The sequence below is a fragment of the Streptomyces sp. MMG1533 genome (assembly GCF_001279775.1).
Lineage (GTDB): Bacteria > Actinomycetota > Actinomycetes > Streptomycetales > Streptomycetaceae > Streptomyces.
Genome location: NZ_LGDG01000245.1, coordinates 92893 through 112864, shown reverse-complemented (window position 1 = coordinate 112864; position 19972 = coordinate 92893). Strand labels below are relative to the sequence as shown.

17 protein-coding genes and 1 pseudogene are annotated in these 19972 nt (G+C 71.7%); 7 read left to right on the top strand and 11 right to left on the bottom strand.

The features are described from left to right. The first annotated feature begins 118 nt into the window (after window positions 1-118). Both ADK57_RS33955 and ADK57_RS33950 read left to right on the top strand, forming a co-directional pair. Window positions 119-313, top strand: a complete 195-nt coding sequence (locus tag ADK57_RS33955; RefSeq protein ID WP_053753491.1) for a hypothetical protein — start codon at window positions 119-121, stop codon at window positions 311-313. A gap of 333 nt (window positions 314-646) precedes the next feature. Next, window positions 647-1033 (top strand): ribonuclease domain-containing protein, encoded by a 387-nt coding sequence (locus tag ADK57_RS33950; protein WP_053753490.1) that lies wholly within the window; start codon window positions 647-649, stop codon window positions 1031-1033. 520 nt (window positions 1034-1553) lie between these two features. Here ADK57_RS33950 and ADK57_RS33945 read toward each other — a convergent pair. From ADK57_RS33945 to ADK57_RS33930, 5 genes and pseudogenes are all read right to left on the bottom strand, one after another. Then, a complete protein-coding gene (locus ADK57_RS33945) occupies window positions 1554-4685 on the bottom strand; it encodes a BTAD domain-containing putative transcriptional regulator (RefSeq protein ID WP_078973497.1) in 3132 nt (1043 codons plus the stop codon). A 917-nt stretch (window positions 4686-5602) separates the two neighbouring features. Next, a complete protein-coding gene (locus tag ADK57_RS52090) occupies window positions 5603-6526 on the bottom strand; it encodes a trypsin-like peptidase domain-containing protein (RefSeq protein WP_053753489.1) in 924 nt (307 codons plus the stop codon). After that, entirely contained in the window at window positions 6523-6834 is a 312-nt protein-coding gene (locus tag ADK57_RS33935; RefSeq protein WP_053753488.1) for a CU044_2847 family protein, read from the bottom strand. The genes ADK57_RS52090 and ADK57_RS33935 overlap by 4 nt, the downstream gene beginning before the upstream one ends. Window positions 6835-7036: 202 nt before the next feature. Beyond that, window positions 7037-7135: pseudogene (locus tag ADK57_RS49405) on the bottom strand (ribonuclease); the annotation flags it as partial. A 36-nt stretch (window positions 7136-7171) separates the two neighbouring features. Then, window positions 7172-7795, bottom strand: coding sequence for a dihydrofolate reductase family protein (locus ADK57_RS33930; RefSeq protein WP_053753487.1), 624 nt, complete (start codon window positions 7793-7795; stop codon window positions 7172-7174). A 188-nt stretch (window positions 7796-7983) separates the two neighbouring features. Between ADK57_RS33930 and ADK57_RS33925 the strand changes: the two genes are divergently transcribed. Further along, entirely contained in the window at window positions 7984-8733 is a 750-nt protein-coding gene (locus tag ADK57_RS33925; RefSeq protein WP_053753486.1) for an SDR family oxidoreductase, read from the top strand. A 225-nt stretch (window positions 8734-8958) separates the two neighbouring features. Here ADK57_RS33925 and alc read toward each other — a convergent pair whose 3' ends face one another. After that, window positions 8959-10089: an allantoicase gene (gene alc / locus ADK57_RS33920; protein WP_053753485.1), complete on the bottom strand. Its 1131-nt coding sequence runs from the start codon at window positions 10087-10089 to the stop codon at window positions 8959-8961. A gap of 48 nt (window positions 10090-10137) precedes the next feature. Then, window positions 10138-11475: an allantoinase AllB gene (gene allB, locus ADK57_RS33915; protein WP_053753484.1), complete on the bottom strand. Its 1338-nt coding sequence runs from the start codon at window positions 11473-11475 to the stop codon at window positions 10138-10140. Window positions 11476-11756: 281 nt separating this feature from the next. Between allB and ADK57_RS33910 the strand changes: the two genes are divergently transcribed. Continuing rightward, on the top strand, window positions 11757-12554 hold the full coding sequence (locus ADK57_RS33910; RefSeq protein ID WP_053753483.1) for an IclR family transcriptional regulator: 798 nt from the start codon (window positions 11757-11759) through the stop codon (window positions 12552-12554). A 67-nt stretch (window positions 12555-12621) separates the two neighbouring features. Here the strand turns inward: ADK57_RS33910 and ADK57_RS33905 are convergent, their stop codons facing one another. Beyond that, window positions 12622-12909 carry a DUF5955 family protein gene (locus tag ADK57_RS33905; protein ID WP_234390493.1) on the bottom strand — a complete coding sequence of 96 codons (288 nt, stop codon included), beginning with the start codon at window positions 12907-12909 and terminating at the stop codon, window positions 12622-12624. Window positions 12910-13125: 216 nt separating this feature from the next. Here ADK57_RS33905 and ADK57_RS33900 point away from each other — a divergent pair, with 216 nt between their 5' ends. Together ADK57_RS33900 and aceB are read left to right on the top strand one after the other, a co-directional pair. Then, window positions 13126-13725 carry a nucleotidyltransferase family protein gene (locus ADK57_RS33900; RefSeq protein WP_053753481.1) on the top strand — a complete coding sequence of 200 codons (600 nt, stop codon included), beginning with the start codon at window positions 13126-13128 and terminating at the stop codon, window positions 13723-13725. Between the two features lie 187 nt (window positions 13726-13912). Further along, window positions 13913-15547 carry a malate synthase A gene (gene aceB / locus ADK57_RS33895; RefSeq protein WP_053753480.1) on the top strand — a complete coding sequence of 545 codons (1635 nt, stop codon included), beginning with the start codon at window positions 13913-13915 and terminating at the stop codon, window positions 15545-15547. A 13-nt stretch (window positions 15548-15560) separates the two neighbouring features. Here aceB and ADK57_RS33890 read toward each other — a convergent pair whose 3' ends face one another. The 3 genes from ADK57_RS33890 to ADK57_RS33880 are packed head-to-tail and all read right to left on the bottom strand — an operon-like array spanning window position 15561 to window position 18305. Further along, the gene (locus ADK57_RS33890; RefSeq protein ID WP_053753479.1) at window positions 15561-15845 is read right to left on the bottom strand and encodes a SelT/SelW/SelH family protein; all 285 of its coding nucleotides are present in this window, start codon (window positions 15843-15845) and stop codon (window positions 15561-15563) included. Next, on the bottom strand, window positions 15842-16756 hold the full coding sequence (locus ADK57_RS33885; RefSeq protein WP_053753478.1) for a HipA family kinase: 915 nt from the start codon (window positions 16754-16756) through the stop codon (window positions 15842-15844). The genes ADK57_RS33890 and ADK57_RS33885 overlap by 4 nt, the downstream gene beginning before the upstream one ends. A 22-nt stretch (window positions 16757-16778) precedes the next feature. Continuing rightward, the gene (locus tag ADK57_RS33880) at window positions 16779-18305 is read right to left on the bottom strand and encodes an IucA/IucC family protein (RefSeq protein WP_053753477.1); all 1527 of its coding nucleotides are present in this window, start codon (window positions 18303-18305) and stop codon (window positions 16779-16781) included. 104 nt (window positions 18306-18409) lie between these two features. Between ADK57_RS33880 and ADK57_RS33875 the strand changes: the two genes are divergently transcribed. Continuing rightward, window positions 18410-19966 carry an IucA/IucC family protein gene (locus tag ADK57_RS33875; RefSeq protein WP_053753476.1) on the top strand — a complete coding sequence of 519 codons (1557 nt, stop codon included), beginning with the start codon at window positions 18410-18412 and terminating at the stop codon, window positions 19964-19966. Window positions 19967-19972 lie beyond the last annotated feature (6 nt).

Here is a 19972-nt window from a genome sequence, read left to right as displayed (position 1 = left end):
AAAGTCGGGGCACCGGAGACTTTCGGCGCGGTGGGCCCGACGGGTCGGGGACTTCCGTCGGACGTGCCTCGCCCCGCGGCCGATGTGGGTGGGGGGTCCGCGGGGCGAGGGTCTTTCCATGAAGCAGCTGCTGGAGCTACTCGGTTTGCTTGCCCTGGTGCAGGGCGTGATGGGCCTCTTGCACGAGTTCACCGACTGGCACGTGGGTCTCGTGCAACGGGTCGGTCTCCTCGACGGCTACGAGATCTACGCGAGCGTCACCTTGGTCGTGCTGGCGTTCGCGCTGTTCGCCGTCGCCGAGAACCGGAGATGACGTCCGGCTCAGCAGCCGTAGTCGACCAGGTCGAACGAGGCGTGGTGGTCGGCCATGGTGGTCGGCCGTGCAGTAGTCCTCCTGATACGCCTCATACTCCTCACCGGTGACGATGCGGCGAGCTCCGCGCGTGGACGAGCCAGGGGTGAACTCATGGTCCGTCTCCATCCTGCGGGCGGGCAGCCCGCGGCGCACCGCTTCCCCTTGCGTCACAGCGGTGACGGTGACCCCATGGCCCCACAAGTTAACTTCCCGAAAACTCATCGGACTTGACGGGAAAATCTCCGGAGTTGTCATTGACATGCCACTGTCTACGCGCGTCATCATGAGGGCATGAGATTCCCCCCACGAATCACCCGCATCGGCGCCGCAGCCGCCGTCCTGTCCGCCCTCCTCGTCGGCGGAACAGTCGCCGCCACCCCGGCGGCCGCCGCGGTCGGCAGCATCTGCTACAGCGACCTGCCCTCCCAGGCGTACGACACCCTCGAGCTGATCGAGCAGGGTGGTCCCTACCCGTACTCGCAGGACGGCACCGTCTTCCAGAACCGGGAAGGCATCCTGCCGAGCCAGTCCTCTGGCTACTATCACGAGTACACCGTGATCACGCCGGGTTCCTCCACGCGCGGTGCGCGCCGCATCGTCACCGGTGAGGAGACCCAGGAGGACTACTACACGGCCGACCACTACGAGTCCTTCGACCTGGTCGACTACGGCTGCTGAGTCCCCCACGGCTCAGACCGAGGAACGGTGCAACCCGCTGGAGGTCCGGCCCCGCGCCTGGCCGGACTTCCGGCCGCCACCGGTATACGGCACGCATCACTGAACTGGCGTACGTGGCACCCGGCCGGTGAAGCAGGCCCGCCGCTCGACGACAAACTCGCGACCGCGCAGTACGGCGAGTCGTGGGACAGCGGCGCGGCTGGGCGTCGGCCGAGTCCCTGACCGCAGAGCTCCTTGCCCCGCGTACCCCCCACGCCGTCATAGGCCGCGGGGCAAGGCAGTTCAGCTGCGAGCTACGGCAGTTGTGACGTCACTCGCCCCCGCTCGGCCTCGGCGGCCGACTCTCATCGCCGGTATCGCCCCACGAGGCCCGACACCTGAGCTTGTTCTCGTGGGGCACGCAGGCAGGCGCGTGCCCCTTGGCAGCGGCCGCGACGCCACCCCGGCTCTCCGGTGAACGCCTCTGGCGCATCCCGATCACCGGCGACACGGAGAACGTCGGCACCGCGGACGGGGCGGATCACGTCCCCGTGAGGCGACCTGCCTCCCTGCCCGCGGCCCGGCCGCCCAGCCGTGCGGTCAGGCGGTCGCGCAGTTCGTACCCCTCCGTCCCGGACACCTGCTCGTACACCGCAAGGGCCTCGGCCCAGCAGGTCCGGGCCCGCGCGGACTCCCCCCGCTCCTCCATGGCGTCGCCCAGCACGACCAGGACATCGGCTCTGCGCCGGGCTCCCCCCACCCGTCCCAGCACCGCGAGCGCCTGTTCGGCCTCCGCGGCCGCCTGGGCGGGCCGGCCCGCACCGAGGTGTATCTCGGCGCGCCGGTGGTGCGCCATGCCTTCCCCCAGCGCCTGCGCGCACTCCTGGTAGATCCCGAGCGCCTGCTCCAGTTGCTCCAGTGCTTCGGGGATCTGCCCCGCGGCGGACAGGGCGAGCCCCAGCGCGTACCGCGATTCGGCGAGGGCGAGGGTGGCAGCCTCGGAGCCGAGCCGCTCGATGGCTTCCTCGGCGAGCGCGACCGCGCTGCGGACGTTGCCCAGACTCGCCTCGACATGGGAGAGCTGGCACAGGGCACTGGCCACGCCGAACGGATTCTCGTCCTCGCGGAACCGTGACAGGGCCTCCCGCAGACAACGGTCCGCCTCCGTGTAGCGGCGCTCCTGGAGCGCGATGACACCGCGGTCGTACGGCACCCAGGCGCTGGTCACCGGGTCGTCGATCGCCACGGCCAGCGCCAACGCACGCTGCGCCTCCGCATCGGCCTCCCGCAGGTTCCCCGCCGTCAGGTGGACCGCGGTGAGCGCGGCACAGGCGCGTCCCTCCGCCTGGGCGTCGCGCGCCTCGCGTGCGGCACGCTGCGCCACGGCCGCCGTGTCCTGGTACTGGCGGAAGTTCCCGGATCCCACGATGTCCTTCACGCTCCACAGCAGATCGATCGACCTGCGCAGTTCGGTGCCGTGAGCGAGCTGACGGGCGCAGGACAGGATGCACTGCGCCTCGGCCGCCAGCCAGCGCCGCGCGTCGTCCAGGTACGAGAACTCGACGCCTGGATACCGGGCGGGTTCCAGATGCTCCACGGTTCGGTCGCCGGGATGCTCGACCGCGTACACCCCGGTCGCGGTCGCGAGATAGAAGTCGAGGAGGCGGGTCAGTGCCGCCCGTCGCTCACCGGGGGGTTGTTCGTCCCGCTCCGCGCAGGCGCGTGCGTACAGCCTGGTGAGGTCGTGGTAGCGATAGCGGCCCGGGGCCGCCGCCTCCAGGAAGCCGGTGTCGACGAGCACTTCGCAGATGTCCTCCGTGTCCTCGGGCGGCTGGTCGAGCATGGCGGCGGCCGCGGCGAGGGAGATGTCCGGTCCGTCGGCGAGGCCGACGAGACGGAAGGCGCGCGCCTGCGCCGGATCCAGCTGCCCGTACCCCATCTCGAAGGTCGCCTTGACCGCGAGATCTCCGGCCTGCAATTCGTCGAGGCGGCGGCGCTCGTCGGAGAGTTTGGCGGCGAGCACGGACACGGTCCAGGTACGGCGGACCGCGAGGCGCAAGGCTGCGATCCGGATCGCCAGCGGAAGGAACCCGCAGGCGGCGACCACGTCGAGGGCAGCACTGTGTTCGGTTTGGACGCGTTCGCCCCCCACAATCCTGGTGAACAGTTGCAGCGCCTCGTCCGGGCTCATCACATCGAGGTCCACGAGATGAGCCCCGGCCAGATCCACCATGCGGACGCGGCTGGTGACGAGCGTGGCGCACCCCTCGGTGCTCGGGATGAGCGGCCGTACCTGTGCGGCGTCGCGTGCGTTGTCCAGGAGCACCAGCACCTGGCGGCCGTTCAGGACCGACCGGTACAGCGCCGAGCGTTCCTCCAGCGAGTCGGGGATCGCCGAGTCCTCCATGCCCAGAGCGCGCAGGAAAGACCCGAGGACCGTCTCGGCCTCCGCCGGCCGGGCCCCGGTGCCTTGCAGGTCCACGTACAACTGCCCGTCGGGGAAGTCCTGGCGTGCCTGGTGGGCGACGTGCACGGCGAGGGTGGTCTTGCCGACGCCTCCGATGCCCGCCAAGGCGGAGATGGCCAGCACGGCCCCAGGGGAGTCGGCGAGGAGTTCACCGAGTTCACGCACGAAGGCGTCGCGGCCCGTGAAGTCCGGGACGGTCGCGGGCAGTTGCGAGGGCCGCACGACGATCGATCTCGCTTCGCGGGGCGGCACGGCCACGTCCTCAAGGCTCCGGTCGGCGCCAAGGATCCGCTGCTGCAGGTCGCGCAGGCCGGGGCGCGGGTCCACGCCGAGCTCGTCGGCGAGCAGGCGCCGGGTGTCCGCGTACACGGCCAACGCCTCGGCCTGGCGCCCGCTGCGGTACAGGGCCAGCATGAGCAGCTCGCGCAGGCGCTCACGCAAGGGGTGGGCGGCGGTGAGGGCGGTCAGCTCCGAGACCGCCTCCGCGTGAAGGCCGAGTTCCAGGTCCAAGCCCAGCCGTGTCTCGCAGAGTTGTAGCCGCCACTCTTCAAGCCTGACGCGCTGCGCTTCGGCATAAGGGCCCGGCACGCCTGCCAGGGGCTCTCCGTCCCAGAGAGCAAGGGCCTTGTTGAACATGTCACGCGCCTGCGCTCGTTCGCCGGCCGAACGGAGTCTCTCCGCTTCTGCCACAAGGCGCTGCGCATCCGCCAGATCGACGGATCCGGCCTCGGTGCGCAACGCGTACCCGCCCGACTCGCTGGCCAGCACTCCTGGGTCGAGCACCCTGCGGAGCCGGGACGCGTACGTACGAAGGGCGGCGAGGGCCTGCGACGGCGGGTCCTCGCCCCACAGCGCGTCGATCAGCTCGGAGGCCGTGGCGGTGCGGCCCTCGCGAAGCAACAGGGCGACGAGCAGAGCGCGTTGCTTCGAAGAGCCCGTGTTCAGGGGCTCCGCCCCGCGCCACGCCCGAACGGGACCGAGCACGCTGAAGCGCAGCGCCGGCGTGCCCTCGTCGCCCTGGCCCAGTGCCCTGTCCCTGACGACGGGCCGGTCGGTGAAGGGCCGCGGCGCCGGCCGCCGGACCTCGGGTACCCGACGCCTTTGGTGCTCGGGCGCCGGTCGCCGGACCTCGGGCAGCCGAGGAGGTCCTTGGGGCTCGGGCGCCGGGATCGGTGCTCGGGGAGCGTGGTCCGCGCCCCGCCGCATGACGCCCCATCGCCGCACGGCCTCCGTGACCAGGGCCCTGACCTCGTCGATCCCGCGCTCGTCCCGCGCTTCGCGGGCCGTTTCGCCTTCCACTGCGGCGAAGCTGAGCAGCGCGGCGACCGACTGCGGATGCTGGGCTCCCATCGTCGCCGCGGCCTTCTGGGACGCCACGGCCAGAACATGCGCGGCGCGTTGCATCCGGTCACGGTCTCCGGCGGCCCGCGCGGACTCGAACTCGGCAGTGGCCAGCGCGACCAGCGCCGACAGAGACTGCGGGTGCTCGCCGCCGAGCAGGTCCACCAGGCGGCGGACGGCACGTTCGAGGTCGTCCAGCAACCGGTCCGCGTCCTCGTGGCGGCCCTGTCGCCGCGCCGCCTCCGTCAGAACGGAGAACACCAGGAGGCGGACATCCGGCCGCTCCTCGGGGTGCTCGGCCGCGGCCAGCCGCTCCAGAGCCTGCGTGGCCGTCCGGTCGGCCCCTTCGATGTCTCTCAGCCGCATCTTGAGCGCCGCGAGGTTGGCGAGCGTGCGCGCGGCCGTCGCGGCGCGGTCCGGGTCGAAGTGGTCCGGGTCGAACTGGAGCGCGGAGGACAGCACGGTCGCGGCGGCGGCCAGATACCCGCGGTCGGCCAGCGTCACGGCCAGTTGGTTGCGCGAGGCGGTGTCGAGGTTGAGCCCGTCGGTGTCCCACGCCAGTCGGGACACCACGTGCTGGAGGAGGGCCTGCGACGAGCTCTGCAGGCCGAGGCTGTCGAGCAGTGCGGTGAGGAGGGCCAGATCGTGGCTGAGGACCGGGTGGTGCAGCACGTACTCGTCCGTGCGCAGGCGTTCGACGGCATGCATGACCTGCGCGGTCGCGGTGCTGTCGCCCTGCAAGGCGAGCGTGGCGTAGTAGACGGCGTCCTGCCAGGCCTCGTTCATGCGCCGCCCCTGTTCCCCTCGCCGTCGATGAGCGCCTTCACGGCCATGAACTTGAGCTCGGCGATCTGGGACGGATCGATGAGGCTGCGCTGCGCCCAGGCGTCGAGCTGGAGCAACAGCGCCTCCGTGCCGACGAACCGGGCGGGCGTCGCACTGTCCCGGGCGGGCTGGTCGCGGTCGGGGGCCGGTGGGCAGTCGCGGTCCGGACCCGGGTGCTTGCGGTCGGGGGCAGGGTGGTCGCGGTCGGGGGCAGGGTGGTCGCGGTCGGGGGCAGGGTGGTCGCGGTCGGGGGCCGGTGGCCTGAGCACGTCGATGAGGTGGACGACATCGAGGTGGTCGAAGCGGCGGATCGCTTCCCTGATGGTGGCGGCGAAGAGCACGTTGGCGGCGCGGGCCTCGGCGGACCGGTCGGCGGCCTGCTCGATGAGGATGCCGACGACCGAGGGCTGCCGGGTGCCGTCGTCCCCCACGCCCTCGACCGGCCCTCCCGAGTAGCCGGAGTAGTCGCCGAGATGCTGGTCCGCCGTGAGCTGCAGCGCTTCGATGGTCGCGCCTCCGACGCAAAGGTGCGGTGCGGCCCCGGCACTGACCCGACCACTGAGGTGCACTTCGTGCGCGGCGGGCCGGTAGGGGCCGCGCCAGCGGTCTCCGTCGCGGGCGACGTCGGCCATGGGGATCGGCAGCGTGACCTGGTGCCCCGCGCCGATCTCGACGAGGGCCAGGTCGGCTTCTTTGTCCTGGCGGCAGATGCGGCCCTCGACCCGCTCTCCGTCGGCCAGTTCGATGCCGACACTTTCGTCGAGGGCCAGGCCGCGCAGGCAGTGAAGTGCGGTGAGCACGAACCGGCGGGTGAGCAGAAAGCCACCGCCCAGCCGCTGCTGAGCCTGGTAGAGGTCGACCCAGTAGCCCGTGCTCGTCACGGGTTCCCCGGGGTGCGCTCCACGGTGAGGGTGACTTCGAAGGATGCCTCAGCCGACGCCTTGGACAGGATGACCCCGGCTTCGGCCGCGAGGGTCAGACCGAAGGTGACGTCCAAGCTGGTGACACGCCAGCCATCGCGCTCGGGGACCTGCGCCAGGGACTGCTGGGCGATGGAGGAGGCCTGGACGATCGCCTCCTCGATCTCGGCGGCGCGCTCGCCGAGGGACGACGTCGCCCGTGTTCTGCTGGCGATCTGCCTGTTCCCGGCTGTGTCGAGTGCGACCGTCTCGACCCTGACATCGGCCATGACCGTACTTCCCCCGTGTGCCCGGCACCTTCGTCGGTGATACGTGATCTCGGCGAGAGCCTAGTCGCGGGGCTCGGGCGGTGCGACCGCTTCCCGGACAAGTACCGGGTCGTCAGGCCGACTTGCGTGGGCGGTCCGGTGCAGACAGTCGCCGTGCCCAGGTCTGCGGACCGGGCGCGACTCTCAGGACGAGACTCACCATCCGGGAGGGCAGGTCGCGGTAACAGATGCTGCCGACCGCCGTGGCGGCCGCGTTCGCCGATGTGGCGGTGCCGGTGCCACCCACGAGAAGGGCGGGCATGAGAGCTGCTGCGGCGCCCCCTGAGTTTTCGGGAACTCAACCTGCGGGGAGCTCGTACGAGCCGTACTCCGGGCGGCCTGTCACGTCGTACGTCTGGATGGAGACGCCCGCTCCCGTGACCTCCCCGCCTGTGTGCCGGAAGGCGGTCGGCACGGAGCCCTCGGCGAAGAGGCGGCGGCCGGCGCCCAGCACGACCGGGAAGGTCAGCAGGTGGACGGTGTCGACGAGGTCGAGAGCGAGCAGGGACCGGGCGAGAGCACCGCTGCCGTGCACCTGGAGCTCGCCGTCGGTGCGCTCCTTGAGGGCGGCGACCTCCTTGGCCAGGTCGCCGCCGATCACGGTGGTGCCTGCCCAGGCGGGGTCGGTGAGGGTCTCGGAGGCGACGTACTTCGGGAGGGCGTTGAGCTTCGAGGCGACCGGGTCGGCCGGATCGGTGTTCTTCGGCCAGTACGCGGCGAAGATGTCGTACGTGCGACGGCCGAGGAGGAAGGCGCCGACGCGGTCGAAGACCCCGCTCACGAACCGGCCGAAGTCGTCGTCCCAGTAGGGGACGGTCCAGCCGCCCTGCCGGAAGCCGTCGCGGGTGTCCTCCTTGGGGCCGCCGGGGGCCTGGTGGACGCCGTCGAGGGTGACGAAGGAAGTGAGGACGAGCTTGCCCATGGTGGGTGCCTCTTCTCTCGGGTGGGGTCTGTTTCATCAGGGCAGACCCCACCGGCACCCGCAACTCATCGGTCGGCGACGGGTCAGTGGGCCGGAGGCGGGTCAGTGGGCCGGAGCCGGTCTAGACGTGTGAGCTCGGTGTCCGTTCGCCGCCAGCGTCCGGGGGCGCCGGCCGCTGGGATGGAGCCATGACGACTTCCCAAGGATCCCTGAACGGCAAGGTGGCCCTCGTGACCGGCGGCAGCCGTGGCATCGGTGCGGCGACGGCTCTGCGGCTGGCCCGGGAGGGCGCGGATGTGGCCCTGACGTACGTGAACGGCAAGGAGGCGGCCGCGGACGTCGTACGGGCCGTCGAGGCGCTGGGCCGCCGGTCCGTGGCCCTGCGGGCGGACTCCGCGGACGCGGAGGAGGCGGCGGGGGCGGTGGCCCTTACGGCGGAGGCGCTCGGAGGGCGTCTGGACGTGCTGGTGAACAACGTGGGGGTGGGGCTGCTGGGGCCCTTGGAGAGCCTCTCGCTCGCGGATGTGGACCGGGTCCTGGCCGTCAACGTGCGCGGGGTCTTCCTGACCTCACAGGCGGCCGCCTCCCGGATGGGCCCCGGCGGCCGGATCATCACCATCGGCACCTGCATGACCCAGCGTGTGCCGGGACCCGGCGGCACGCTCTACGCGATGAGCAAGTCGGCCCTGACCGGCCTGACGAAGGCCCTCGCCAGAGAGCTGGGCGGGCGGGGCATCACGGCGAACGTCGTGCATCCCGGGCCGATCGACACGGACATGAATCCGGCGGACGGGCCGTATGCGGCGGGGCAGGCGGCGATGACGGCACTGGGGCGTTTCGGCAACGCCGAGGAGGTGGCGTCCACCGTGGTCCATCTGGCGGGCGCGGACTACGTCACGGGCGCGGAGTTCTCGGTGGACGGAGGGCACGCGGCGTGACGCCGGGGCGGTGGGGCGGTGGGTTTCGCCCCCGCCGCCCCTTCCCGTCCCGTCCCTGGGGGCTGCGCCCCCAGACCCCCGCTTTCGGCCCGAAGGGCCTCGTCCTCAAACGCCGGACGGGCTGAAATCAGCCCCTCCGGCGTTTGAGGAGCGGGGTCTGGGGCGGAGCCCCGGATGGACGGGAAAGGGAAGGGGCGGCGGGGGCGGAAACCCACCACCCCGGTGTCAGCCGCCCAGCTCCTGATGGCGCGCCGTCAGTGCCGTGGCGCCGCTTTCCGTCAGCGAGCCGAACAACCGCAGTCGCGAGATCCCGCCGTCGGGATAGATGTCCACGCGCGCGTGCGTGCCGACGGCCGGGGCCGGGAGGACGAAGCGGTGGTTGGTGTCGGGCTGGAGACGGGTGCGCGGGAGGATCTCGCGCCAGTCACCGTCCTCGCCGTCCTTCACGGCCACCGAAGCCCAGCCCGCGCTGTTGCCCTTCAGATACGCGGTGTCGATCTCCAGCGCACGGATCCGGGACTGGGCGGCCAGGCGGTAGCGGATCCAGTCGTTGCCCTGGTCGCGCCGGCGGCGCGTCTCCCAGCCGTCGTCCATCTTGCGGGAGCGGCCCGGCTGGATGGTGTTGGTGGCCGGTGAGTAGAAGAGGTTGGAGGCGTCCTCTGCCTGGCCGCCGTTCTCCAGGGCGACCACGTCGAAGGTGCCGAGGACCTCGAGCCACTTCGGGTCCGGGACGACCTCGCCGTACACGCGCAGGCGGGCGATGCCGCCGTCGGGGTGCTGGTTGACGCGCAGGTGCGTGAAGCGCTGTTCCACCGCGACGGAGAAACCGTTCGCCGCATGGCCGCCGACCGCGGTGCGCGGGACCAGCGCCGTCCACTTCACGTCGTCCCCCAGCAGCTCCTCCGGCGACGGGGAGCCCGGCACCGACGTGCCCTCGATCGACACCGCCTGCGGGTAGTTGCCGCGGAAGTGGGCCGTGTCGACGACGATCCCCCGGATGACGCCGGGGGCGCCGAGGCGGACCAGCGCCCAGTCGTGGTCCTCGGCCGTCGGCCACGGGTGGTCGGCCGAGGCGCCCCGGCGGCGCCTGGTCTCCCAGCCGTCCATGATCTTGCCCTTGTGCCCGAAGTGCTCGGGGTCGAACTCGGCGGGCCCGGGCACCAGCAGGTTCTCGCGCTGGGCGAAGAACTCGTCGTTGGCGGCGATCACTCCGGCGCCGAGCTGCCGGTCGGCGAGGTTGGCGTACCGGGTGAAGGGGAAGTCGGCGGTGCGGTAGTCCGCGTAGGGGTCACCGCCTCCGTAGGGGTTCGCGTCGCCGGTGAAACGAGCCAGGGGGAGTTCAGGCTGCGCCGTCACGAGGTGTGCCTTTCAGGAGTCGGCCGCTGCGGGTGCGGGAGCGGTGGATCAGGGGATGCGGGTGAGCAGTTCGCCCTTCGGGTCGGTGAACTCGCCGTCCGCGACGATGCGTTCGCCGCGCAGCCAGGTGGACTTCACCACGCCGGACAGGGTCTTGCCCGCGTACGCCGTCACGCGGTTGCGGTGCTGGAGGGCCGCCGGGTCCACGGTGAACGTCTCGTCGGGTGCGAGGACCGCGAAGTCGGCGTCGCGGCCCACCTCTATGGCGCCCTTCCGGCCGAGGCCCACGAGGGCAGCGGTCCGCGTGGACATCCAGCGGACCACGTCCTCCAGCCCATGGCCGCGCCTGCGCGCCTCGGTCCACACCGCCGCGAGGCTCAGCTGGAGGCCGGAAATCCCGCCCCAGGCGGTCGCGAAGTCGTCCGTCTTCAGGTCCGCCGTCGACGGCGAGTGGTCCGTGACCACACAGTCGACGGTGCCGTCCGCCAGTGCCTGCCACAGCAGGTCCTGGTTGGCGGACTCGCGGATCGGCGGGCAGCACTTGAACTCGCTGGCACCGTCCGGGACTTCCTCGGCGGTGAGGGTGAGGTAGTGCGGGCAGGTCTCGACCGTGATGCGGACACCCTCCGCCTTGGCGGCCGCGATCAGCGGCAGCGCGTCGGACGAGGACAGATGGAGAACGTGTACACGCGCGTCGAGGCGCTTGGCCTGAGCGATGAGCCGGGCTATCGCCGTGTCCTCCGCGTCACGCGGGCGGGAGGCCAGGAAGTCGGCGTACCTGGGGCCGCCGTGCTGCGGGGCGGCGTCCAGGTGGTGCGGGTCCTCGGCGTGCACGATCAGCAGGCCGCCGAAGGAGGCGATCTCGGCGAGGGACCGGGCCAGTTGGTCCTGGCCGAGGTGCGGGAACTCGTCCACGCCGGACGGCGACAGGAAGGCCTTGAAGCCGAAGACGCCGGCCTCGTGCAGCGGGCGCAGGTCCTTGACGTTGTCGGGCAGAGCGCCGCCCCAGAAGCCGACGTCGATGTGGGCCTTGTCGGCGGCGACCTCCTTCTTCGTGCGGAGGTTGTCGACCGTCGTGGTGGGCGGGAGGGAGTTGAGCGGCATGTCGACGAGGGTGGTGATGCCGCCGGCGGCCGCGGCGCGGGTGGCGGTCCAGAAGCCTTCCCACTCGGTGCGGCCGGGGTCGTTGACGTGCACGTGGGTGTCGACCAGGCCGGGCAGCAGGACGTGGTCGCCGACGTCCTCCAGGCGGGCGCCGGCCGGCACCCCGGCGTCGTACGGCAGGACGGCGGTGATCGTGCCGGCGGAGACCGCGACCGAGGCGGCGCGTGTCCCTTCCGGGGTGATGACGCGCGTCGAGCGCAGCACCAGTTCTACGTCGGACACCCGGACCCCTCTCGCTCTGCCTCTGTCGCCGTTTTACTTCCGGGAAACGGGATTTACTTCCACGTAACGGAATTCAACGTTCTGTTGAAGGAGTCTTCACTCCCGCCCCCACGCCGTCAAGGGCACACTTCTTCAGGGGACCACAACGGCGCCCACTCTGGACGTTTCCACAAGACGGAATTAGAATTCCGATAGACAGAACGTAGCTACGCACAAGCAGGGAGTCAACCGACCGACGGGTAGGCTTCTGCTCTTCCCGCCTGTCCCGAAAGGAACGCGCCGTGCCGACGTCCAGCGCCAGCACCACCGACTCCGCGAAGTCCGCCAGCGGCGGAGTCCAGTCCCTCGAGCGCGCCTTCGACCTGCTGGAACGGATGGCGGACGCGGGCGGCGAGGTGGGGCTGAGCGAGCTCTCCGCGAGCAGCGGTCTGCCCCTTCCGACCATCCACCGCCTGATGCGCACCCTGGTGGCCTGCGGGTACGTACGCCAGCAGTCCAACCGCCGCTATGCGCTCGGCCCGCGGCTGATCCGCCTCGGCGAGTCCGCCTCCCGCCTGCTCGGCACCTGGGCGCGCCCCTATCTCGCCCGCCTGGTCGAGGAGACCGGCGAGACGGCGAACATGGCACTGCTGGACGGGGACGAGATCGTCTACGTGGCGCAGGTGCCGTCGAAGCACTCGATGCGCATGTTCACCGAGGTCGGCCGGCGCGTCCTGCCGCACTCCACGGGCGTCGGCAAGGCCCTGCTCGCGGGCACCCCGGACGGCGAGGTGCGCGCCCTGCTGGCCCGCACCGGCATGCCCGCCGCGACGGAGAAGACGATCACCACGCCGGACGGCTTCCTCGCGGCGCTGGAGGACGTGCGCCGCCTGGGATACGCGCTCGACGACAACGAGCAGGAGATCGGCGTCCGCTGCCTGGCGGTGTCCGTCCCCAACTCCCCCACCTCGGCGGCCATTTCGATCTCCGGACCCGCGGGCCGGGTCACGGAGGCGGCGACGGAGAAGATCGTGCCGGTGCTCCAGCAGGTGGCGGTGGAGTTGTCCGAGGCACTGGCGAGTTCGACGCCGACGGCCTAGATCGTCGGCGTACGCCCGGTCCGCCTCCGGGAGCGGCGCGGAGGCTCCGGCCTCCGTAGGGCGCGATTCAGCGCCGTGGCGGCTCCCCGAAGACCTCCACCGCGTCGCGGACCTCCGACAGGCCCCGGGACAGTGCGCTGACCGAGCCGATCGCGCCCGCGATCAGCAGCAGCGACCGCCGCAGCCTCGGGATCTCGGGCGTCCCGTGGAGCGTCATAGCGGCCAGCACCGCGAGTTCGTCCTCGGCGATGCCACGGTCGGGGAACTCGGCCGGGTGCGCGGCGAGTTCGCGGCGCAGCCGGGACACCGCGGTCCGCAGCTCCGCCACTCTCAGGTCCTCGTCGCTGCCGCTCACCGGTCTCTGCCCCAAGCTCCGCAACACAGCCCTCCCCCTCCTACGCCGTTGTGCGCCCGCACGCTCCCTCGTCCCGCCGCGCCGCCCCGCGCGCTGGTCGGGCGCCGGGGGACGCGGGCCAGTAAACGCCAACCCGCACCGGGTGCGCCACTGGACGGACCGAAATTCAGCCCACGGAAACCGGGCGCTTCCCGGGGCGTCAGGTATGCAGGACGCATGACGGAGAACGCACAGCAGGTGGCCGGGCTGCTCCTCGCCGCGGGGGGCGGGCGCCGGCTCGGCGGACGCCCCAAGGCGCTGCTCGAACACCGGGGGCGCCCCCTGGTCGAACACGCGGTCGGCGTACTGCGCGCGGCCGGCTGCACCCGCGTCCACGTGGTCCTGGGGGCCGGCGCCGCCGCCGTACGGGAGCGGGCGGAGCTCGGGGACTGCGTGCTGGTGGAGAACCCCGACTGGGCCGACGGCATGGGATCGTCCCTGCGGGCCGGGCTCGACTCGCTCACCGGTACGGACGTACGGGCCGCGCTCGTCTCGCTCGTCGACCAGCCCGGCATCGGGGCGGAGGCGGTCGGCCGCGTGCTCGCCGCGTACGAGTCACAGCAGTCACTGGTCTCGGCCGCCTACGACGGCGTACGCGGGCACCCGGTTCTCTTCGGCGCCGCGCACTGGGCGGGCATCGCCGCGACTGCGACCGGCGACCGGGGGGCACGCGCCTATCTGAAGGCGCACGAGGAGGCGATCACTCTTGTCGAGTGCGCGGACGTGGCCCGGCCGTACGACATCGACACCGCCGCAGACCTGAAGCACCTTGAGTAGGCGTGGTGGCACTGCGCGCCACCTTGCCTCGACTCGGAGAATCTCGATATCAACAAACCATTGAAGTTCCACGATGAGGAAACTAGTATCCACTGTTCAGAAGCGCCCGGCTGCTCCCCGGGCGTCCATCGCCGTACCGTGGTCGACTGGCACCCGGTGCCACGCTCGCTGAAGGAAGTGACAGCTCATGTCCGCACCAGCGCCGTCCCCGCTGGCCATCGTCGACGCCGAGCCCCTGCCCCGGCAGGAGGAGGTCCTCACCGACGCGGCCCTCGCCTTCGTGGCCGAGCTGCACCGCCGGTTCACGCCCCGGCGTGACGAGCTCCTCGCCCGCCGTGCGGAGCGCCGCGCCGAGATCGCCCGCACCTCCACGCTCGACTTTCTCCCGGAGACCGCCGCGATCCGCGCCGACGACTCCTGGAAGGTGGCCCCCTCCCCCGCGGCCCTGGACGACCGCCGGGTCGAGATCACCGGCCCCACCGACCGCAAGATGACCATCAACGCCCTCAACTCGGGGGCCCGGGTCTGGCTCGCGGACTTCGAGGACGCCTCGGCGCCGACCTGGGAGAACGTCGTCCTCGGCCAGATCAACCTGGCCGACGCCTACACCCGGAACATCGACTTCACGGACTCGGGGTCCGGGAAGACGTACGCCCTCAAGGACAACGCCGAACTCGCCACCGTCGTCATGCGGCCCCGCGGCTGGCATCTCGACGAGCGTCACCTCGTCGACGGCGACGGCAGCCAGGTCCCCGGCGCCCTCGTCGACTTCGGTCTGTACTTCTTCCACAACGCCCAGCGTCTGCTCGACCTCGGCAAGGGCCCGTACTTCTACCTCCCGAAGACCGAGTCGCACCTCGAAGCACGCCTGTGGAACGACGTGTTCGTCTTCGCGCAGGACTACGTCGGCATCCCGCAGGGCACCGTCCGCGCGACCGTGCTGATCGAGACGATCACGGCCGCGTACGAGATGGAGGAGATCCTCTACGAACTCCGCGACCACGCCTCCGGGTTGAACGCCGGCCGCTGGGACTACCTGTTCTCCATCGTCAAGAACTTCCGTGACGGCGGAGCCAGGTTCGTCCTCCCGGACCGCAACGCGGTGACGATGACGGCCCCGTTCATGCGGGCGTACACCGAACTCCTCGTCCGCACCTGCCACAAGCGCGGGGCGCACGCGATCGGCGGCATGGCGGCGTTCATCCCGTCCCGCCGCGACGAGGAGGTCAACAAGGTCGCGTTCGAGAAGGTGAAGGCCGACAAGGACCGTGAGGCGAACGACGGTTTCGACGGGTCGTGGGTGGCCCACCCGGACCTGGTCCCGATCGCCATGGCCTCCTTCGACGCCGTCCTCGGTGACAAGCCCAACCAGAAGGACCGGCTGCGCGAGGACGTCGACGTCAAGGCGGCCGACCTGATCGCCGTCGACTCCCTCGACGCCAGGCCGACGTACAACGGTCTCGTCAACGCCGTCCAGGTCGGCATCCGTTACATCGAGGCCTGGCTGCGCGGCCTCGGCGCGGTCGCCATCTTCAACCTGATGGAGGACGCGGCGACCGCCGAGATCTCCCGCTCCCAGATCTGGCAGTGGATCAACGCGGGCGTCGAGTTCGAGCACGCAGGAAACGTCGTGAAGGCCACGCCGGAGCTGGCCCGCAAGGTCGCCGCCGAGGAGCTCCGGAGCATCAGGGGCGAACTCGGCGAGGAGGCCTTCGCCGCCGGTCACTGGCAGCAGGCCCACGACCTGCTGCTGGAGGTCGCGCTCGACGAGAACTACGCGGACTTCCTGACGCTGCCGGCGTACGAGCAGCTCAAGGGCTGAGACTCAGGAAGACTCAAGAAGCCGGTGTGTCCGAGTGGCCCAGGGACTTCCCCGGGGCCACTCGGTCGCGTACGGCCTGCTTCACGGCCGTGGGCTCCGGGAATCCCTGCTCGCGTCGGTCCCAGACGACCTCGTCGTTCACACGCACGACGAAGATCCCGCCCTTGCCGGGCTTCAGGGACAGCTCCGTGAGCTCGGTCTCGAAGGTCGTCAGGAGCTCCTGGGCCAGCCAGGCGGCACGCGGCAGCCAGCGGCACTGGGTGCAGTACTCGATCTCAACGCGCTGGACGTCACTCATCCGAGGTGCACCGACCAATCCTGTTCCGCCGCCGGTTTGCCGTGCAGGTCGGGGACCCGCTTGAGCCAGTTCGGCCGGCCTTGCTGTGTCTTCGCCGTCCGCAGGGCCTCCTCGGCGGCGAGTTCCTCCCGGGTGGGAAAGTCGGTGGGGAGCCAGGACGCGGAGGCCCGCACGCGCGCGTGGAGGTAGTCGACGTACGCCTTGCGGACGTCGTCCGGGGTCGCGAAGCCCTCCTCGTCGGCCAGCCAGGAGTCCGGGACCGCCTCCGTGACCGCGCGCAACAGATCGAGCGTCACCCGAGGCGCCAGCTCCGCGTCCGCCGCCCGCACGTCCGGCGCATAGTGGCCGAGGGCGTGGTGGCGGAAGTCGTACGCCTTCTCGGGGTCCGACCCGTCCCAGCGGTGGTGGAAGACGAGCGCGGCCCCGTGGTCGATGAGCCACAGGCGCGGCGGTACGGTCCCGAAGGTGGGCCAGATCATGAGGTTGGAGCTGTGGACCGTACGGTCCACGTTGACCGTCAGGGCGTCCAGCCAGACGACCTTGCCGGCCTCCAGCGGGTCGACGCGGAAGGTCTTGGCGATCTCCGGCGTGAAGTCCTTCGCGCCCGGCAGGTAGTCCATGCCCAGGTTGAGTCCCGCGCTGGCGCCGTGGAGTTCGCGCACTTCCTGGTGCGGCTCGTGGTCGGCGATCGCGGGGTCGAAGTGGACGAGGACCAGCTCGGGGAAGCGCAGTCCGAGGGCACGGGCCAGCTCGCCCACGATCACCTCGGCGACCAGCGCCTTGCGGCCCTGCGCGGAGCCGGTGAACTTGACGACGTACGTCCCCAGGTCGTCGGCCTCGACGACTCCGGGCACGGAGCCGCCGGACCGCAACGGGTTCACGTATCGAACAGCAGTCACATCGCGCAGCACACCGGCCAGGGTATGCCAGCCCTCACCCCGCCAGGGGGTTGGGCAGCGGCAGATAGCGGGCGTCGGCGCCGTCCGCGCCGGTCCAGCGCAGCAGGAGGTTCGTCTTGCCAGGCAGCATGGGCGAGGCGAGCAGGGCGGCGACCTCGGGGAGGTCGTGCCGGGACAGTTCGCGGCGGACGGCGGGCCAGGGGTCCAGCCCGGGGTGCCGTTCGGCGAGGGCCGCGGCGACCTCGCAGAGGTGGTTGACGACCAGGCAGTACACCAGCCGCTCCCACCCGTCCTCCCGGGACACGTCCGGCAGCAGCTTCACGCCCTCGGCGTCCCGGAACAGGGCCTGCACGGGCGTCCCTTCGGCATCGACGGCGACCAGCGTGTTCTGCAGGTGTGCTTCGAGTACGACGCCGTGCTCGGCGAAGGCCGCCAGGGCCGGGGGCACCACCCGGGCCAGGTAGGCCTCCCACCACGCCGCCGGGTCCTCGGCGCCGTCGAGCGGGCTGCCGTCGAAGCCCTCCACCAGACCGGCCGCGAGCAGCGCCGTCGCACCGGGAACCACCCGGTCGCGCAGTCCGTCGCGGACCAGGACGGCGAGTTCCTCGAAGGCGAAGTCGGCGGTGCGGTAGCCGTTGTCGCCGAGCCAGGCCGCCGGGCCGTCGATCGCGGCGAAGGCCTCGCGCGCCGCCGTGTCCGTACGGCGCAGTTTCAGCAGGTCGTGTCGCCAGAGCCGGCGGATGTCGTTCGTGATGCGCACGTCGAGGCTGAACTTCAGGAAGAGGTCGCATTCGGGCGCGTACAGCGTGCGGATCGCGGCCGTCGGCCAGGTCTCGGAGGCGGTCGTGCCCAGGTGGATCAGCCGGCCGTCGGCGAAGGCCTGGGCCAGGTCGCGGGCGACGAGGTCGAGCTGCCAGGGGTGGGCGGGCAACAGCCGGTAGCCGGGCGGGGCCTCTCCGAGCGCGTCGAGGGCCGAGGTGTCGCCCTCCTCGACGACCGTGTCCGAGCGCAGCCCGAGCAGTGTCAGCGGGAAGCGGGCGTGCGCCTCGGGGGCGTACGGCAGCCAGCCGGCGACGGGGCCGCCGCCGCGGGCCTTGGGCGCGGGGTGGTGGGGGTGACCGGTGATGAGGGACTGCTCGGAGAGCAGGTACGGGTCCTCGGGCGGCGTCGCCCCGGCGCGGGCGGTGAGCAGCGCGGCCACCGCGTCCCGGCTGTCGATCATCTCGGCGGGCAGTTCGTGGTTGGACAGGCCGGTGTGGCGGACCAGTTCCTCGGCGACGAGTTTGACGAGTTCGGAATGGCGGACGGGCTGCCAGCCGCCCGTCGTGTGCACCTCGGGTGCGGCGGGCCGCCGCTCCCCGCAAACGCGCAGCAGTCTGCCACCCGGCAGCCGGTACACCCGGAGTTCGCCGGGTTCGCCGGTTCGCGGGAGGGGCTCGGCCACCTCCCGCAGCAGGCAGTTCAGCAGGGGCGCCGACGCGTACGCGTCGGCACGGTCCGCCACGTCGTCGCGCGGTGCGGCGTCGGCGGCGGGCGGGGGGATGAGATCCACGCGTTCCACTCGTTCTCTACGGTCCGTTCGGGCGGAGACGATCAGTATGTCTGTCGTCACCGCCCGTCGTGACATCCCCTTCGTACCCGACTTCGTACCCGAGGAGCCCGCCCGTGCACCGTCCCTTCAGCGCCGAAGCCGAGGCCGAGGTCGCCGGCGAGCTGGCCGCCGTACGCCCCGATCTCGTGCAGCGGTACACGGCCGGCTTGCCCGGTGCCCGCGCGGCCGTGCTGACCCGGCTGTGGCGTGCGCTCGCCCATGAACCGCTGCCGTGGCTCGCGGGCCGCGCGACCGGCCGGGAGGGGCTCACCCTGCGCCTTGCGGACGGCCGCCGGCTGCACGGCCCGCACCCGGACCCGTACGCCACCGCCGGGTACGTCACCGAGGTGCGGCTCGACGGCCTGTCGTACGACGATCCGGCCCGGCTGATGACCGACCTCGCCGTGCCGCACGGTTCGGACTTCGCCGCCGAACTCGGCCACAGCGTCGCGTCGTTGGCGCTGTCGCGGGCCGGGGCGCCGACCCCCGCGAAAGAGTGGCCGGCGTTCGACTGGGAGTGGGAGCAGCGGGTGGTCGACGGGCATCCGTTCCATCCGGGCTGCCGTTCCCGGCCCGGCTTCTCGGTGGCCGAGCAGCTCGCCTACGGGCCCGAGTTCGGTCCGGTGGTGCGGGTGGGTCTGCTGCCGGTTCCGGCGGGCGAGTGCCTGGTGACGGGTGAGTGGCCGGACCGGATGCGGGACGGGGAGCGGCTGTTGGTGCCGGTGCATCCGTGGCAGGCGGAGCATGTGCTCAAGCGGCCGTGCGAGGAGGGGCTCCCGGCTCACCCGTTGATGTCCCTGCGCACTCTCGCGCTGCCGGACGGGCCGCACGTCAAGACCGCGCTGAGCGCGCGGCTGACCTCGTCGGTGCGGGACATCTCCGTCTACTCGATCACTCAGTCCGCGACCCTTTCGGCGTTCGCCGAGGCGCTGGCGGCACGCATGGAGGGCCTGCTGCACGTCACCCGCACGCTGGGCGCGGTCACGGCCGACTCCCCCGATCTGGCGGCGGTGTTGCGCGAGTCGCCGCAGACGTACGCGGCGACGGAGCGCGGCGAAAGGGTGCTGCCGGTCGCCGCCCTCGCCACCACCGGCCTGCCCGACTCCCCCGCCTGGCTCGCCGACTTCACCCGCCTCGCCCTCACGGTGGGCCTGCGGCTCCTCGAGCTGGGCGTGGCCCTGGAGGCGCACGGGCAGAACCTCCTCGTCGTCCTGTCCGCGACCGGCGCCCCGCTGCGCCTGGTCTACCGCGACCTCGCCGACATCCGCGTCAGCCCGGCCCGGCTGGCCCGGCGCGGCATCCCGGTCCCGGAGCTGACGGGGCGGATCGTCACGGACGACGAGACGACCCTGCGCCGCAAGCTGTTCGGCTCGCTGGTGGCCGGAGCGCTCGCCGGTACGGCGGGGTCGGGTGCGGCGTTGCGGGCGGCGCTGGAGACAGCCGTACGAGATCTTCCGCGCACGCCGGATCTGGTCGCGCTCCTCGAAGAGCCGCTGCCGGCCAAGGCGTTGACACTGATGCGGCTGTCGCCCGGGACGCCGGGCGACCAGTGGACCGGGCTGCCCAATCCGCTGCTCCGAGGTGCCGGGTCCCCTGCTCTGAACGGCCGTTTTGGAGCGTGGCACCCCTGATCAATA

What these genes read in the sequence shown, in the direction of transcription:
- ADK57_RS33900 (WP_053753481.1), top strand. Translation starts at nt 13,126, where the DNA reads ATGACGGAGAACGCACAGCAGGTGGCCGGGCTGCTCCTCGCCGCGGGG.
- ADK57_RS33950 (WP_053753490.1), top strand. Translation starts at nt 647, where the DNA reads ATGAGATTCCCCCCACGAATCACCCGCATCGGCGCCGCAGCCGCCGTC.
- ADK57_RS33930 (WP_053753487.1), bottom strand. Translation starts at nt 7,795, where the DNA reads ATGGGCAAGCTCGTCCTCACTTCCTTCGTCACCCTCGACGGCGTCCAC.
- aceB (WP_053753480.1), top strand. Translation starts at nt 13,913, where the DNA reads ATGTCCGCACCAGCGCCGTCCCCGCTGGCCATCGTCGACGCCGAGCCC.
- ADK57_RS33925 (WP_053753486.1), top strand. Translation starts at nt 7,984, where the DNA reads ATGACGACTTCCCAAGGATCCCTGAACGGCAAGGTGGCCCTCGTGACC.
- ADK57_RS33955 (WP_053753491.1), top strand. Translation starts at nt 119, where the DNA reads ATGAAGCAGCTGCTGGAGCTACTCGGTTTGCTTGCCCTGGTGCAGGGC.
- ADK57_RS33890 (WP_053753479.1), bottom strand. Translation starts at nt 15,845, where the DNA reads ATGAGTGACGTCCAGCGCGTTGAGATCGAGTACTGCACCCAGTGCCGC.
- ADK57_RS33935 (WP_053753488.1), bottom strand. Translation starts at nt 6,834, where the DNA reads ATGGCCGATGTCAGGGTCGAGACGGTCGCACTCGACACAGCCGGGAAC.
- ADK57_RS33945 (WP_078973497.1), bottom strand. Translation starts at nt 4,685, where the DNA reads ATGCGGCGGGGCGCGGACCACGCTCCCCGAGCACCGATCCCGGCGCCC.